This window comes from Sphingomonas changnyeongensis (assembly GCF_009913435.1).
Taxonomy (GTDB): domain Bacteria; phylum Pseudomonadota; class Alphaproteobacteria; order Sphingomonadales; family Sphingomonadaceae; genus Sphingomonas_B; species Sphingomonas_B changnyeongensis.
In genome coordinates this window covers 1809023-1823452 of record NZ_CP047895.1, presented here as the reverse complement: position 1 = coordinate 1823452, position 14430 = coordinate 1809023, and the positions used below count along the sequence as shown (strand labels likewise).

Sequence of the window (14430 nt, the reverse complement as noted above, 5' to 3'; positions counted from 1 at the left end):
ACGCAAAGGTGAAGGAAAATCGCGGCGCGGGCAAGCGCTTGCGGATCTCCGCCGGGCGGGCCGGCGAAAGGGGGACCGGACCGTGACCCATTCCTCCGCGCCCGCCGCCCCGGTGACGTCGCTCGTCGAACACCGCTTGATATAACATTACATTTCAGCGTAACCGCGCGGCCGAATCACATAACATTGGGGACAACATGATCCGTTTCGCACTGCTTGCCGGCGTCGCGCTGATGCCGGTCGCCGCCGCTGCCCAGTCGACCGCCGGCGGGGCCAACCCGGCCCCTGCGCAGCGCCAGACCGACGATTTCCATGTCGAAAGCGCGCCCACGATCATCATCACCGCGCCTTACGCCCGCGACCGTGCGGCGATCCCGTTCGGCGTGTCGGTGCTGGCGGGGGCCGAGCTGGCGCGCGAAGTGCGCCCGACCATCGGTGAAACCCTGGCCCGGCTGCCGGGTGTCAGCTCGACCGCCTTTGGTCCCAACGCCTCGCGCCCGGTGCTGCGCGGTTTTCAGGGTGAGCGCATCCGCGTGCTGACCGACGGCATCGGCAGCTTCGACGTGTCAAACACCTCGGTCGACCATGCGGTGGCGATCAACCCGTTCCTGGCCGAGCGCATCGAGGTGCTGCGCGGCCCGGCGGCGCTGCAGTTCGGCTCCTCGGCCATTGGCGGCGTGGTCAATGTGCTCGACCGCCGCGTGCCGCGCGGCCTGCCCGATGAACAGCTGCACGTCGACACGCTGGCCGGCTACAGCTCGGCCGCCGATCAGGTTTTCGGCGCAGCGTCGGTCGACGTGCCGGTCAGCAACAACATCGTCGTGCATTTCGACGGCAGCTATCTGGACGGCGACGATCTGCGCATCGGCGGCCCGGTGCTGTCGCGCGGCGCGCGCGCCCAGGCGCTGGCGAGCAGCAACCCCGAAGTGCGCGAACTGGCCGATCTGTCGGGCCGGATCGACAACACCCAGGCACGCACCTGGGATCTGGCGGGCGGTGCCGCCTATGTCGGCTCGGGCGGCTCGCTCGGCTTTGCGGTCAGCCGCTATGACAGCGTCTATGGCATTCCCGCGCGGTTCGATCTGACCACCGGCGAGGGCGAAGCCCCCACGCTCGACATCCGCCAGACGCGCCTTGACGTGCGCGGCGAGCTCAATCTGGGCGGCGGGCTGTTCGAGCTGCTGCGCGGCCGCTTCGGCTATGCCGATTACACGCATGACGAAATCGAGCCCGAAGGCGATATCGGCACGACCTTCACCAGCGAGGCGATGGAAGGCCGGGTCGAGCTGGTCCAGCAGCAGCGCGGCGGCTGGAAGGGCGCGGTCGGCGGCCAGTTCTTCATCCGCGATTTCGACGCCGTCGGCGAAGAGGCGTTCCTGCGCGAGAACCGCACCGAGCAATTCGGCCTGTTCACGCTTCAGGAAGTGACGAGCGGCCGCTGGAAGGTCGAGTTTGGCGGCCGCATCGAGCGCACCAGCGTGGAATCGCCCGAGTTCGACGTGACGCGGCGCTTCACCGCCCTGTCCGGCTCGGTCGGCGCGTCCTATGAGTTCACCCCCGGCTGGCGGCTGGGCGTCAACCTGTCGCGCACCGAGCGCGCGCCTTCGGCCGAAGAGCTGTTCTCGAACGGCCCGCACAAGGGCACCCAGGCGTTTGAAATCGGCGATCCGACGTTCGACACCGAACGCAATCTCGGCCTCGAAGCGGTGCTGCGCGGCGGCGGCAAGGGGCTGAACTTTGAACTGTCGGCCTATTACAACCGGTTCAGCAACTTCATCTATGAAGACGCGACCGGCGGCGTCGATCCCGACGAAGGCCTGCCGATCTTCGAGTTCCGCCAGCAGCGCGCGCGCTTCTACGGGATCGAAGCACAGATCGGTGCGACCCTCGGCCGCGTGGCCGGGGCCGAAATCGCCATTGACGGCGTTGCCGATTATGTTCGCGCCACGCTGCCGGGCGTCGGCCCGGTGCCGCGCATCCCGCCGCTGCGCCTGCTGGGCGGCGTCAGCGCCACCTCTGACCGGCTGACCGCGCGCGCCGAGATCGAACGCAGCTTCCGCCAGGACCGGGTGACCGATTTCGAAACCGAAACCGCGGGCTTCACCCTCGTCAACGCGCAGATCGCGTGGCGGCCCTGGGGCACCGGCCCGAAAAAGCCGGAACTGATGCTGCAGGCGAACAACATCTTCGACGTCGTCGCCCGCCGCCATGCCAGCTTCCTCAAGGATTTCGCACCGCTTGCCGGGCGCGACATCCGGGTGTCGGTCAAGACCTCGTTCTGATCTGGCAGCGCCCCGGCCCGTGCCGGGGCGCTCTCTGCCAATAACAGCCTCAAATAAAACGGGCCGCCTCGACAGAGGCGGCCCAGTTGGCCTTGCGGCCCTTAAGGGAGGAAAGCGTGCCTACGCGACACGCTTTCTGAATAGCGCAAACATCGTAAACGCCAGCTTAACGGCAAGATGTGGAATATCCGCTCCGGATCATTTTCGCGGGCAGCCTGCCGCCGCCTCCCGGCTTGAAACCGCTCGAACTTGTTGGTTTGCCGCGTTTTCCGAACCGTCAGGTGAGTCCAGCTGACGGGAAACCGCTTTAGCGCCTGCGCCGCCCGGCGGCCGGACAATCCCCCAGCCGGCGCCCCTCGACGGCCATGCTGAACGGCGCACCTGCCGTCACGCCCTGGCTGTCGATCTGGATCAGCGCCGGGGTTTCGAGGCGGATCGTGGTCCGGCCATGCCCGGCCCCAGGGCAGCTGTAATGCACGGTGCCGGTCACCGGCTGGTCGTCGATCACGAAGCGCTGGCAGCGCGGGCCGGGATGGGCGAGCTGCACGAACATGTCGGGATCGACGATGCACTGCTGCCGGGTGCGCCCGTCGGGTTCGCGGTCGCGCAAAGCCCACAGGCCGGGCTGGATGCGGCCGAGCACAGCCAGCCGGGGCAGCACCGCATCGCGCACGGGGGGCATCGCGCTGGCCAGCGCGGGTCCGAGAAGGGTCGCCGCCAGCATTACCGCCAATGCCCGTCCTGCCGCCATCGCCCTGCCCTCCTGTCCGGCACCGGCCCTAACCGCCCGATATTACCCTTTTGTTCATTGCCTGTCGGCAATGACCGCCAGCGGGATCGGGTGAACGATCGAGCAGAAGGCGCAATCGACGCGGATCACGCCTTCGTCATCGGCCATTTCGGCGCGCTCGCCCTCCGGAAAACGCGCCAGCACGTCGATGATATGGGCGGCGTTGCAGCGGCAGCCCTTGCGGATCGCCGCCCCGCCCAGCACCCGGACGTCATCTTCCTCATGGAACAGCCGCCACGCCAGCGTTTCGAGCGGCAGCGCCGCATCGGTCAGTTCTTCGAACCGGATGGTTTCGCCCAGCACCCGGACATGTTCCCATTCGGGATGATCGAGCCGGGTATGCAGCCGGTCGCGCCCGTCCTCGCCGTCCGGCAGATGCTGGAGCAGCATGCCGCCGACCACGCAGCCGCCGCCATCGCGGTGGCGATGGGCGATGCGCACCAGGCTGGGGATCTGTTCGGACTGGGCGAAATAGCTTTCCGCCGCCTCGGCCAGCGACCCGCCCTCGAGCGGCACGATCCCCTGATAGCGTTCGCCGCTGACCGCCTGATCAAAGGTGATCGCCAGATAGCCGGTGCCGAACAGCGCGAACAGCGACGGATCGGCGGGCATCTGGGCGTAACGATCGGCATCGAAGCGCACATAGCCGCGCAGTTCACCGCCGCGATAATCGCAGACCAGCAGATCGACCACGCCGCCCTGCGCCTGCGCCTGCAGCGTCATCTGCCCGCCCTCGTCCTTCAGCGTCGAGCCGAGCAACGCCGTCAGCGCCAGCGCCTCGGCCAGCAGCTTTTCAATCGCCGGCGGATAGGCATGGGCGGCCAGGATCGCATCGAGCGTCGGCCCCAGCCGCACGAAACGGCCACGGGCGTGACGCCCCATGATCGCAAAGGCCAGCGTCCGGTCGGGTTCGGGGGTGTCGGTCATCCGATCAGCCCGAAACACCACATCAGCACCGCCTTCTGGGCATGGAGGCGGTTTTCCGCCTCGTCCCAGATCGCCGATTGCGGCCCGTCCAGAATGTCGTCGGTCGCCTCCTCGCCGCGATGGGCGGGCAGGCAGTGGAGGAACGTCGCCCCGGCCCGCGCCGATGCCATCAGCAGCGGATTGACCTGATAGGGCGTCATCGCGCGGATCTTGGCCGCGCTGTCGGCCTGGCCCATCGACACCCAGGTGTCGGTGACGACGACATCCGCCTCGGCCGCCGCGCGCGCGGGATCGCGCTCGATGGTGACACGGGCATTGCTGCCGGCCAGCCGCGCATTGGCTTCGGCGACGATCGCGGGGTCGGGATCATAGCCTTCGGGACAGCCGCAGGCGACGGAAAAGCCGAACAGCCCGGCCGCCTCGATGATCGAATGCAGCACATTGTTGCCATCGCCCAGCCAGGCCCATTTACTGCCCGGCAGCGCCAGCCCCCGCTCGGTCACCGTCTGCAGATCGGCAACGATCTGGCACGGATGGGTGCGGTCGGTCAGCCCGTTGATCACCGGCACGCCGGCATGCTGGGCGAGTTCGTCAAGCTTGGCCGGATCGTCGGTGCGGATCATGATCGCATCGACATAGCGGCTGAGCACCCGCGCGGTGTCGGCGATCGTCTCGCCGCGGCCAAGCTGGGTGGAGCCCGCATCAAGGATGATCGCGCTGCCGCCCAGCTGGCGGATCGCCATGTCGAACGACACCCGGGTGCGGGTCGAGCTTTTCTCGAAGATCATCGCCAGCACATGGCCGTCGAGCGGCCGGTCGGCATCGGCGCGCCCGCGCGGCCAGCCGGCGCGCGCGCGCTTGCGGTCATGCGCCTCGGCGAGGATCGCGGCCACGGCATCGGCGCCCACCGCGCCCAGGTCGAGGAAATGGCGGGTCATCAGCATCTCCCTGGCCGGCTGGCCCTGGGGCCGGCGCGGCCGGTCTGTGTCAGGCCGCCTCGGCGGGCGCGAAGCTGCGCGCGCCGGCGGACAGCCGGTCGATGAACTCGGCGACATGGCTGTCGTCGATGACGAGCGGCGGCAGCACGCGCACGACATTGTCGCCGGCCGCCACCGTCAGCAGGCCGTGATGGTCGCGCAGATGCGCGACGAACGCCCGGCTGTCGGACTTGAGCTTCAGGCCCAGCATCAGCCCCATGCCGCGCACGCTGTCGAACAGATGATCGTGATTGGGGATCAGCTGTTCGAGCGCCTGGCGCAGCCTTTCGCCCATCCGGCGGACATTGGCCATGAACTCGGGCTCGAGGATCACGTCGAGCACCGCCTGGCACGCGGCCATCGCCAGCGGGTTGCCGCCATAGGTCGACCCATGGGTGCCGATGACCATGCCGCGCGCGGCATGTTCGGTCGCCATGCACGCCCCGACCGGAAAGCCGCCGCCAATGCCCTTGGCGGTCGCCAGAATGTCCGGGGTCACGCCATATTGTTCATAGGCATAAAGGCTGCCGGTGCGCGCCACGCCGCACTGCACCTCGTCGAGCACGAGCAGCAGGCCATGCTCGTCGCAGATGCGCCGCAGCCCTTCCAGAAACTCGGGCGTAGCCGGGCGGATGCCGCCTTCGCCCTGCACGGGTTCGACCAGGAAGCCGGCGGTCGTCGCGTCGACGGCGGCGGCAGCGGCCTCAAGATCGTTGAACGGCACGACCTTGAACCCGCCGAGCAGCGGCTCGAAGCCCGAGCGCAGCTTTTCCTGATCGGTCGCGCTGATCGTCGCCATCGTGCGGCCGTGAAAGGCGTTGGAGAAGGTGATGAGCGTCGTGCGCTCCGGATTGCCGCCGACATGGTGGAAGCGGCGCGCCGTCTTGATCGCGCATTCGAGCGCTTCGGCGCCCGAGTTGGTGAAGAACACCGTGTCGGCAAAGCTGTTGTCGATCAGCCGCTGCGCCAGCGCCTCGCCCTGCGGGCTGCCGTAAAGGTTCGAGACGTGCATCAGCGTCGCCGCCTGCTCCTGGATCGCCTTCACCAGATGCGGGTGGCCATGGCCGAGCAGGTTGACGGCGATGCCGCTGGCGAAATCCAGATAGCGTTCGCCCTGCTCGCCGATCAGATAGCACCCCTCGCCGCGCACCGGTCGCACGCCGCAGCGCGGATAGACGGGCATGAGCGGGGTGATGGCCATCGTGACAGTCTCCACTGATCGAACCGGATGCCCGGTCGTAACGCAAAAAGGCGACCTTCCGGTCGCCTTGGCGTCGATATAGGCAGCGGGCGCATTTCGGTCAACAAACCGGGAGCAGCCGCGGGCAAGATGCCAGAGAGGAAAAGACGTCGCGCCCCGGCGTTGCAGCCGGGGCGCGGACGCCCGTTATGATCGACGATCCGTCACCAGCGGCGGACGTCGTCATCCCGCTTCTGCCGCCAGACGCGGTTTTCGAGCACCGCGATGCGGCGGTTGAGATCCTGCCATTCGCGCCGGTCGATGCCGTTGAAGCTGTAGCGGCGCTCGAGCCGGGAAATGTCGTTCAGCTGGCCGCGCAGCCGCCGGGATTCACCGCGGGTGAGCGCGCCGTTGCGCTCGCCCCGTTCGATGCGGAACGCGATCCGGTCAAGCTGACGCTCGATCCCGGCACCGCGCCCCGGCCCACGCCCGCCCCAGTCGCCCATGGGCTGGGCGCTGGCGGGCATGGCGGCGGCCGCAGCGGCCAGAGCGATCACCCCGGTGAACAGAAACTTGGTCATCTTGAGCCTCCGACTTCTGAATGCCCGGCCGGTCTAGCGCGGCGGGGCTGGGCGGAGGCTGAACGCGGCCGTTATCCGCGGTTAAGCGAAGATTTCGGCCAGAAAGCCGGTCAGCGCGGCAAAGGACCGCCGGTCCGCCGCCGCGTCATAGGCAAGGCCCGGCGAAGACGCCGCCGGATTGGTGAAGGCATGGCCGACATGGCCATAAGCATGAAGCTGCCAGTCGGCACCGGCCCCGGTCAGCTCACGCGTCAGGCACAGAACATCGTCGGGGGTCGCCAGCGGATCGTCCCAGCCATGGAGGACGAGGAGTTTGGCCGTAATCGGGGCCTGCGGCCCCAGCCCGGGCGGCGCGAACACGCCGTGCAGCGACACCGCCCCCAGGATCGCATCGGTGCCGGTGCGCGCGATGTCGAGCGCGCACAGCCCGCCGAAACAATAGCCGATCACCGCGATCCGCGCCGGATCGACCCCGTCCAGCCCCTGCACGAACGCCAGCGCGGCGAGCAGCCTGGCGCGCAGCAGCGCCCGGTCGGCAAGCAGCGCGTCCATCTGCGCGCGCGCCTGATCGGGCGCCAGATCCTGCTGCTCCTTGCCGTAAACATCGATCAGCACGGCCATATAGCCAAGGCCGGCGAGCCGTTCCGCCACCTGGCGCTCGAGCGCGCTCGGGCCGCGGATCGTCGGCGCGATCATCACGGCGGGGAACGGGCCCGCACCTTCGGGGCGGGCGACCGAAGCCTGGCAGATCAGGCCCCCGGCCGGATAATCGGCAGTTTCGATCATGCCCTGAGTTTCCAGCCTGACCTGAGCAGGGCGTAACAGGCCGCACCCATGGCGAGATTGATGACAAAGAGAAGCACGGCGCCAAGCATCACCGGCGAGTCGGCGTCACCCAGAAAGCCATAGCGGAAGCCCGAAATCACATAGAAAAACGGGTTGGCATGGCTGATCGTGCGGAACAGCGGCGACAGCGCCTCGACCGAATAGAAAGTGCCCGACAGCAGCGACAGCGGGGCAACGACAAAGTTGGTCACCGCCGCTGCATGATCGAACTTTTCCGCCCAGATCGACGTCATCACGCCCAGAAAGGCGAGGAACATCGATCCGAACAGCCCGAACCACAGCACCGCCCAAATATTGCGCGGCATCACATGCACGCCCGGCCAGAACTGCATCGCCAGCCACACGGTCAGCCCGACCAGCACCGCACGGGTGACCGACGCGCCCACCATCGCCGCAAGCAGCTCGCCATTCGACAGCGGCGGCATCAGATAGTCGACGATCGTGCCCTGGATCTTGCCGACGAGCAGCGAGAAGCTGGAGTTGGCAAAGGCGTTCTGGATCATGCCCATCACGATCAGGCCCGGCGCCACGAAATCGGCAAAGCTGTGGCCGAGCACCATCCGCCCGCTGCCGCCCAGCGCGACCGAGAAGATGACGAGGTAAAGCAGCGTCGTGATCGCGGGCGCCCAGATCGTCTGCAGCTGGACCTTGAAGAAACGTCGCACCTCCTTCACATAGAGGGCGCGGAGCCCCGGCCAGTTGACGCGCCTGATCGACGCGACCCCGGGTGCGAGGCGAATTCCGGATTGGGACTGGTCAGCCATCGCCTGCTCGCCTATCGGCTCGTGGCGCGGTCCGCAAGGTGGGCATGATCTGCAAGGTGATGGCCGCCCGACGATCGTTTTGAGACGCCGATGGTTTTGAGACACCGATGGTTTTGAGGCACAAGGGATAAAGATGGCCTGGACTGACGAACGCATCGAACAGCTGAAGTCGATGTGGGAAAAGGGCATGACCGCAAGCCAGATTGCCGAGGAACTGGGCGGCGTCAGCCGCAACGCAGTGATCGGCAAGGCGCACCGGCTCGGGCTCCAGTCCCGTCCCTCGCCCGTGCGCGACAAAGACAAGAACAAGGACGGGGACCGGGCTGCCGCGAAGCCGCCGGCGCGCGAACGCACAGCCGATCCCGCCCCGGCTGCGGCCACCCCTGTCGCCGTCCCCCGGCACCGCGGCGCGAGGCCCAGCCGGCCGCAACCCCGGCCCCTGCTCCCGCACCCGCGCAGCCCGCCCCCGAACCGGTGGACGCGCGCGCCGACGAACCGTTCGATGATGACGATGCCGCCGATGCGCCCGCCACGCCCGCGCCCATCATCCGGTCGATCGGTCCCGGCGGCTTTCTGCGTCAGGCCCCCGGCGAACCCGCCGCGCCGATCCCGCCCGCGCCGCCGCGCCGGCTGGTGCCCGCGCGTCCCAGCCCGGAAATCGCGGGCAAGACCAGCCTGCTCGACCTCAATGACCGGATCTGCAAATGGCCGATCGGCCATCCGGGCGAGCCGGACTTTCATTTCTGCGGCCGGCCGGTCAATCCCGGCTTCCCCTATTGCGTCGATCATTGCGGCCAGGCCTATCAGGCGCAGCTGCCGCGCCGCGACCGGCGTCCGCCGCCGCCGCTGCCCTTTGGCGGGCCGCGCGTGCGCTGAACCGGGCTCGACCCGCCTAGAATAAGGCAAGAACCCTGCGCGCGCGGCCAGCCGGCCGCCGCGCAGGGTGAGTAAGGGTCGGTGCCGATGCGACAGCACGCCAAGGACAATCCCGTCGCCCGGCCGCGCAGCCGCCGTCCCAGCGCGCTGACCGTGCAGGCGGCGCTGGTCGCAGCGAGCGGGCTGCTGCTCGTCATGCCGCGCGCCGAAGGGCCTTTCCTGGTCGTCCCGCTGCTGCCCGGCCAGTCGGGCCAGGCCCCGGCATGGGTGACGGAGACGGGCGGACGGCTGATCGGCCCGGCGCGCATTCCGGGTGCGCTGGTGGTGACCGGCGACCGCGCGGCACTGGCCTCCGCCGCGCTCGGCCACGGCGCGCTCATCACCCATGCGCCGCTCTGGGCATGCGGGGGCCCCGTGCAGCGCCGTTGACGCGCCCGCGAACGGCGGCTTCCGCCGACGGGGCTGCGCCTTTATAGCATCATGCCATGTCCGATCTGTTCGCCGCCGCCACCCCCGCCGCCCAAGACTATGACGCCTCGGCGATCGAGGTGCTGGAGGGGCTGGAACCGGTGCGGCGGCGGCCGGGCATGTATGTCGGCGGCACCGACGAGCGCGCGATGCACCATCTGGCCGCCGAAGTGCTCGACAATGCGATGGACGAAGCGGTCGCCGGCCATGCGACGCGGATCGAACTGGTGCTGGAGCCGGGCAACCGGCTGACCATCACCGACAATGGCCGCGGCATCCCGATCGACCCCCACCCCAAATATCCGGGCAAGTCGGCGCTGGAGGTGATCCTGTCGACCCTGCATTCAGGCGGCAAATTCGCCGGCAAGGCCTATCAGACATCGGGCGGGCTGCACGGCGTTGGGGTCAGCGTCGTCAACGCCCTGTCGTCGGATACGGTGGTCGAGGTGGCGCGCAACAAGACGCTCTACCGCCAGCGTTTCGCGCGCGGCCAGACGCTCGGCCCGCTTGAAGAGGTCGGTGCGGCGCCCAACCGGCGCGGCACCAGCGTCGCCTTCACCCCCGACACCGAGATTTTCGGCGAGGAGATGCGCTTCAAGCCGGCGCGGCTCTACCGGCTGGCGCGGTCAAAGGCCTATCTGTTCGCCGGGGTCGAGATACGCTGGCGCTGCGCGCCCGAGCTGATCGGCGACGACACGCCGGCCGAGGCGGTTTTCCAGTTTCCCGGCGGCCTTGCCGATCATCTGCGCGAACAGATCGGCGCGCGCGAATGCGCGACGACCGAGTTCTTTTCGGGCGCGCAGGAGTTTCCCGACGGTCAGGGCCGCGTCGAATGGGCGGTCGCCTGGCCGCTGTGGAGCGAGGGCGGGACGAGCTGGTATTGCAACACCATCCCCACCCCCGATGGCGGCACCCATGAACAGGGGCTGCGCGCCGCGCTGACCAAGGGGGTGCGCGGCTTTGGCGAGCTGACGGGGCTGAAAAAGGCCAAGGACATCACCGCCGACGATGTCATGGCGGGGGCCGAGCTGATGCTATCGGTGTTCATCCGCGATCCCCAGTTCCAGAGCCAGACCAAGGACCGGCTGACCAGCCCCGAAGCCGCCCGGCTGGTCGAGGCGGCGATCCGCGATCATTTCGATCATTTCCTGTCCGACCGCATGGAACGCGGCAAGGCGCTGCTCGGCTTCGTTCTTGACCGGATGGACGAAAGGCTGCGCCGCAAGGCCGAGCGCGAGGTCAAGCGCAAGACCGCGACCGGCGCGCGCAAGCTGCGCCTGCCCGGCAAGCTGACCGACTGCGCGGCGTCCGACCCGGCGGGGACCGAGCTGTTCATCGTCGAGGGCGACAGCGCCGGCGGATCGGCCAAGCAGGCGCGCGACCGCAAGACCCAGGCGATCCTGCCCATTCGCGGCAAGATCCTGAACGTCGCCTCCGCCACCGCCGACAAGATCCGCGCCAATGGCGAGATTGCCGACCTGATCCAGGCGCTGGGCTGCGGCACGCGCGACAAATGCCAGCCCGATGCGCTGCGCTATGAACGCGTGATCATCATGACCGACGCCGATGTCGACGGCGCGCATATCGCGACGCTGCTGATGACCTTTTTCTTTCAGGAAATGCCCGACATCGTCCGGCGCGGCCATGTCTATCTGGCCCAGCCGCCGCTCTACCGGCTGAGTGCGGGCGGCAAGAGCCTGTATGCGCGCGACGACCAGCACCGGGCGGAGATCGAACGCCAGGCGTTCAAGGGCCGCAAGGTCGAGGTATCGCGCTTCAAGGGTCTAGGCGAGATGAACCCGCAACAGCTGCGCGAAACCACCATGGATCCGCGCACCCGCACGCTGATCCGCGTCACCCTGCCCCAGGATTATGAGGAACGCGCCGGCGTGCGCGATCTGGTTGACAGGCTGATGGGCCGCAACCCCGAACACCGGTTCCAGTTCATCCAGGAAAATGCCGCGCGGCTGGACGAAGAGGCGATCGACGCCTGAGGCGACGGCCCCTGCCCTTCTTCCCCCGCGCGCCCGCCCTCGCATCCATGAAAAAAGGGGGCTGAAGCCCCCTTTTCCCTGATCCTGAACGGGCGGTGCCCATCAGTAAGTGGTGCTCAGCCCCACCGAGATGATGCGGCCCTGGTTCCAGCGGTTGATCAGCACGCGCCGGTCGGAAAACTGCTGGAACTCGCGGTAGGGCGTGCCGGTCAGGTTGCGCGCCTCGACCTTCAGCTGCCATTTGCCGCCGAACAGTTCCAGCTCCTCGCGGGCGACCAGATCGAGCCGAATGCCCGGCCGCTCGATGATGTCGGGCAGGAGGTTCGGGCCGCGATTGGTGACGCGGTCGCTGGCATAGTTGAACAGCACGGTCACCTGGCTCACCTTGTCGGTGCTCTCGATGCCGAGCTGGAAGTTCACCAGATGGTCCGACTGGCCGGTGAGCGGCGCGCCGTTGCGGAAGATCAGGCTGGCGGGCACCAGCGCGGCCGCGCCGGCCGAGTTCTGGATCGCGCTCGGCACCAGCGTGTCGTCGACGCGGAGCTTTGACTGGGTGTAGGTGTAGTTGGCGACGATCAGCAGACGGCGCGAGGCGAAGAAATCACCGCCCAGCCCGTCGAGCGGGAAATATTTCTGCACCTCGGCCTCGGCCCCGTAGAGCACCGCGCGCGGCGCATAGGAGAAGCCGGTGGTGAGCGTCGCGTCCTCGCTCGGGAAAAAGGCGACCTGTTCGATCGGCCGCTTGATCGTCTTATGGAAGGCCGCGATCGCGATCCTGTCGTCCTTGGCCGGGTAGAACTCATACCGGCCTTCAAAGTTGTAGAGTTCCGAGTCGGTCAGGCGCGGATTGCCGAAGAAGAAGCGGTCGAACTCGAAATCGCGGTAGATCTGCGGGGCAAGTTCGCGGAACTGCGGCCGGGCGATGGTCTTGGACGCGTTGAGGCGCAGCTGCATGTCATCGGCGAAGTTCCACGTCACCGTGGTTGCCGGCAGCCAATAGCCGTTGTTGAGCCGCGTGCCGGCAAAGGTCGCGCTGTTGGTGCCGACGCGCTGCGTCGCATCCTCATAGCGCAGGCCGGTGGTGACGCGCAGGCCGTCGGCCAGCTCGCCCTCGGCCTGGAAATAGGCGGCATTGATGCGCAGCCCGGCATCGTAGAACGCCGCCCCCTGCGAGGCGGAGGTGTTGAACAGGCGGATGCACCCGGCCTCAGCCGCCACCGCCGTCGGATTGGCGCACGCGTTGAGGATGCTTGCCGGCGACAGCAGCAGATCCGGGCGAAGCGTCGCGAATTGCGGGTTGATGCCGCCGCCCAGGAAGCTGCGGAACCGGAAGTCGAGACGCAGCGATTCGCGCTGGGTGTCGCTGTAATAATAGCCCGCCGAAATCGTCACCGGCCGTTCGGTCGGCAGCTTCAGGCTGGCATCGATCGCGCCGCTCCACAGATCCTCGTTCAGCCGGCTGAACGCGACGGTCGCGGATTCCTGCAGGCCGTTCAGATCGTTCTGGAACTGGCCGGTGACCCGGTTGCGGCGATAGCTGAAGAAGGTCTCGTAGGGCGCAAGCCGCTTGGTGTTGGCATAGGTGCCGCGCAGATCGAGCGACAGGTCGCCGAAGCGCAGCTCGCCCACCGCCTGGCTGTCGATCAGCTGGCGGCGGAACAGATTGGTGTTCTGCTGCAGGATCGGATCGCCGCTGCTGTTCAGATAGACGGTCGCACCCGACAGGCGCGCCTGCTTCAGCGTGTCGTTGATATAGAGGTTGGTCAGCCGGATCTTATGGCCGCCAAACTCGAGCCCGGCACCGAGCAGCAGGTTGGTGACCGCGCGATTGTCGGTCAGCTGGGTGCGGAAATCATTGCGCAGCGCGCCGGTCGGATCGGTGGTGTCCTGCTGGATGGCGTCGCGGTTGCGCCAGCCATTGTTGAACTGCGCCGAGGCGACAAGGCCCAGATCGGCATCGTCGCCCACTTCCATCCGGTGGCCACCGCTGAACTCCAGATTGAAGTTGGCGGGCGTGTCGAAGCGCTGGAGCAGCCGGGTACGCGCGCCCGAAAAGCCGGTGATTTCGTTCGAAAAGAACACGCCGCGCGTCAGGCCCTCGGCCTGGATCACGCCGGGCACCGCCCGTTCGCCCGAATCAAACCCCAGCCAGTCGCTGCGGCTGCCATAATAGCCGAGCCCGCGCCGGCCGGTGGTGACCGAATCAACGCCGATCGAGCCGGACATGGAGATGAAGCTCTCCTCGGGCACGGCGCGTGTCGTCAGGTTGATGACGCCGCCGCCGAACTCGGCGGGATAATTGGCCGAATAGCTTTTCTGGACGAGCGCGCTGGCGACGATCGACGTCGGGAAGATGTCGAGCGGCACCGTGCGCCGCAGCGGCTCCGGCGACGGCAGCGGCGAGCCGTTGAGCAGCGAGGAGGAATAGCGGTCACCCAGGCCGCGCACGAAGACGAAGCCGTTGCCGACGACGCTCAGGCCGGTGACGCGGGTGAGCGCGCCGGCAATATCGCCTTCGCCGGTGCGGGCGATATCCGCCGTCGACAGCACCGAGACGACCTGCGGGGTCGCGCGGATGACGTTGGGGATGTAGCGGCCGCGCACGATGATGTCCTCGCCGTCCAGCTGCCCGGCGCCGGGGGCCGAGACATCGACCTCCTCCTCGGCCGGTTCGGGCTGGGCGGGGGGGTCTGCTGCGGCGCGGCGGGCGGCGCGGTCTGCGCCAGCACGGCGGGCGCGAAAAGC

At 68.0% G+C, this 14430-nt stretch carries 11 protein-coding genes and 1 pseudogene; 4 read left to right on the top strand and 8 right to left on the bottom strand.

Translation table 11 applies throughout. The features are described from left to right. Positions 1–197 precede the first annotated feature (197 nt). Positions 198–2282: a TonB-dependent receptor gene (locus GVO57_RS08980; RefSeq protein WP_160592856.1), complete on the top strand. Its 2085-nt coding sequence runs from the start codon at positions 198–200 to the stop codon at positions 2280–2282. A gap of 307 nt (positions 2283–2589) precedes the next feature. On the opposite strand, the gene GVO57_RS08975 is transcribed toward GVO57_RS08980, so the two are convergent. The 7 genes from GVO57_RS08975 to GVO57_RS08945 all read right to left on the bottom strand — a co-directional run bounded on the left by GVO57_RS08975 (position 2590) and on the right by GVO57_RS08945 (position 8347). Beyond that, positions 2590–3006, bottom strand: a complete 417-nt coding sequence (locus GVO57_RS08975; protein WP_327785559.1) for a DUF3617 domain-containing protein — start codon at positions 3004–3006, stop codon at positions 2590–2592. 81 nt (positions 3007–3087) lie between these two features. Next, a complete protein-coding gene (gene hslO / locus GVO57_RS08970; protein WP_160592854.1) occupies positions 3088–3999 on the bottom strand; it encodes an Hsp33 family molecular chaperone HslO in 912 nt (303 codons plus the stop codon). Continuing rightward, positions 3996–4937, bottom strand: coding sequence for an ornithine carbamoyltransferase (argF, locus tag GVO57_RS08965; RefSeq protein WP_160592853.1), 942 nt, complete (start codon positions 4935–4937; stop codon positions 3996–3998). The genes hslO and argF overlap by 4 nt, the downstream gene beginning before the upstream one ends. A 49-nt stretch (positions 4938–4986) precedes the next feature. Further along, positions 4987–6177 (bottom strand): aspartate aminotransferase family protein, encoded by a 1191-nt coding sequence (locus tag GVO57_RS08960; protein WP_160592852.1) that lies wholly within the window; start codon positions 6175–6177, stop codon positions 4987–4989. A 203-nt stretch (positions 6178–6380) separates the two neighbouring features. Continuing rightward, positions 6381–6737, bottom strand: a complete 357-nt coding sequence (locus GVO57_RS08955) for a hypothetical protein (protein ID WP_160592851.1) — start codon at positions 6735–6737, stop codon at positions 6381–6383. Positions 6738–6818: 81 nt separating this feature from the next. Further along, entirely contained in the window at positions 6819–7523 is a 705-nt protein-coding gene (locus GVO57_RS08950) for a dienelactone hydrolase family protein (protein ID WP_160592850.1), read from the bottom strand. Next, entirely contained in the window at positions 7520–8347 is an 828-nt protein-coding gene (locus tag GVO57_RS08945) for an ABC transporter permease (protein WP_160592849.1), read from the bottom strand. The genes GVO57_RS08950 and GVO57_RS08945 overlap by 4 nt, the downstream gene beginning before the upstream one ends. A 133-nt stretch (positions 8348–8480) precedes the next feature. On the opposite strand from GVO57_RS08945, the pseudogene GVO57_RS08940 reads away from it, so the two are divergent. From GVO57_RS08940 to parE, 3 genes and pseudogenes are all read left to right on the top strand, one after another. Then, positions 8481–9223: pseudogene (locus GVO57_RS08940) on the top strand (GcrA family cell cycle regulator). 87 nt (positions 9224–9310) lie between these two features. Further along, on the top strand, positions 9311–9652 hold the full coding sequence (locus tag GVO57_RS08935) for a hypothetical protein (RefSeq protein ID WP_160592848.1): 342 nt from the start codon (positions 9311–9313) through the stop codon (positions 9650–9652). 56 nt (positions 9653–9708) lie between these two features. Continuing rightward, entirely contained in the window at positions 9709–11685 is a 1977-nt protein-coding gene (parE, locus tag GVO57_RS08930) for a DNA topoisomerase IV subunit B (protein ID WP_160592847.1), read from the top strand. Positions 11686–11787: 102 nt separating this feature from the next. Here the strand turns inward: parE and GVO57_RS08925 are convergent, their stop codons facing one another. Continuing rightward, a complete protein-coding gene (locus GVO57_RS08925; RefSeq protein ID WP_327785508.1) occupies positions 11788–14289 on the bottom strand; it encodes a TonB-dependent receptor domain-containing protein in 2502 nt (833 codons plus the stop codon). Positions 14290–14430: the final 141 nt, after the last annotated feature.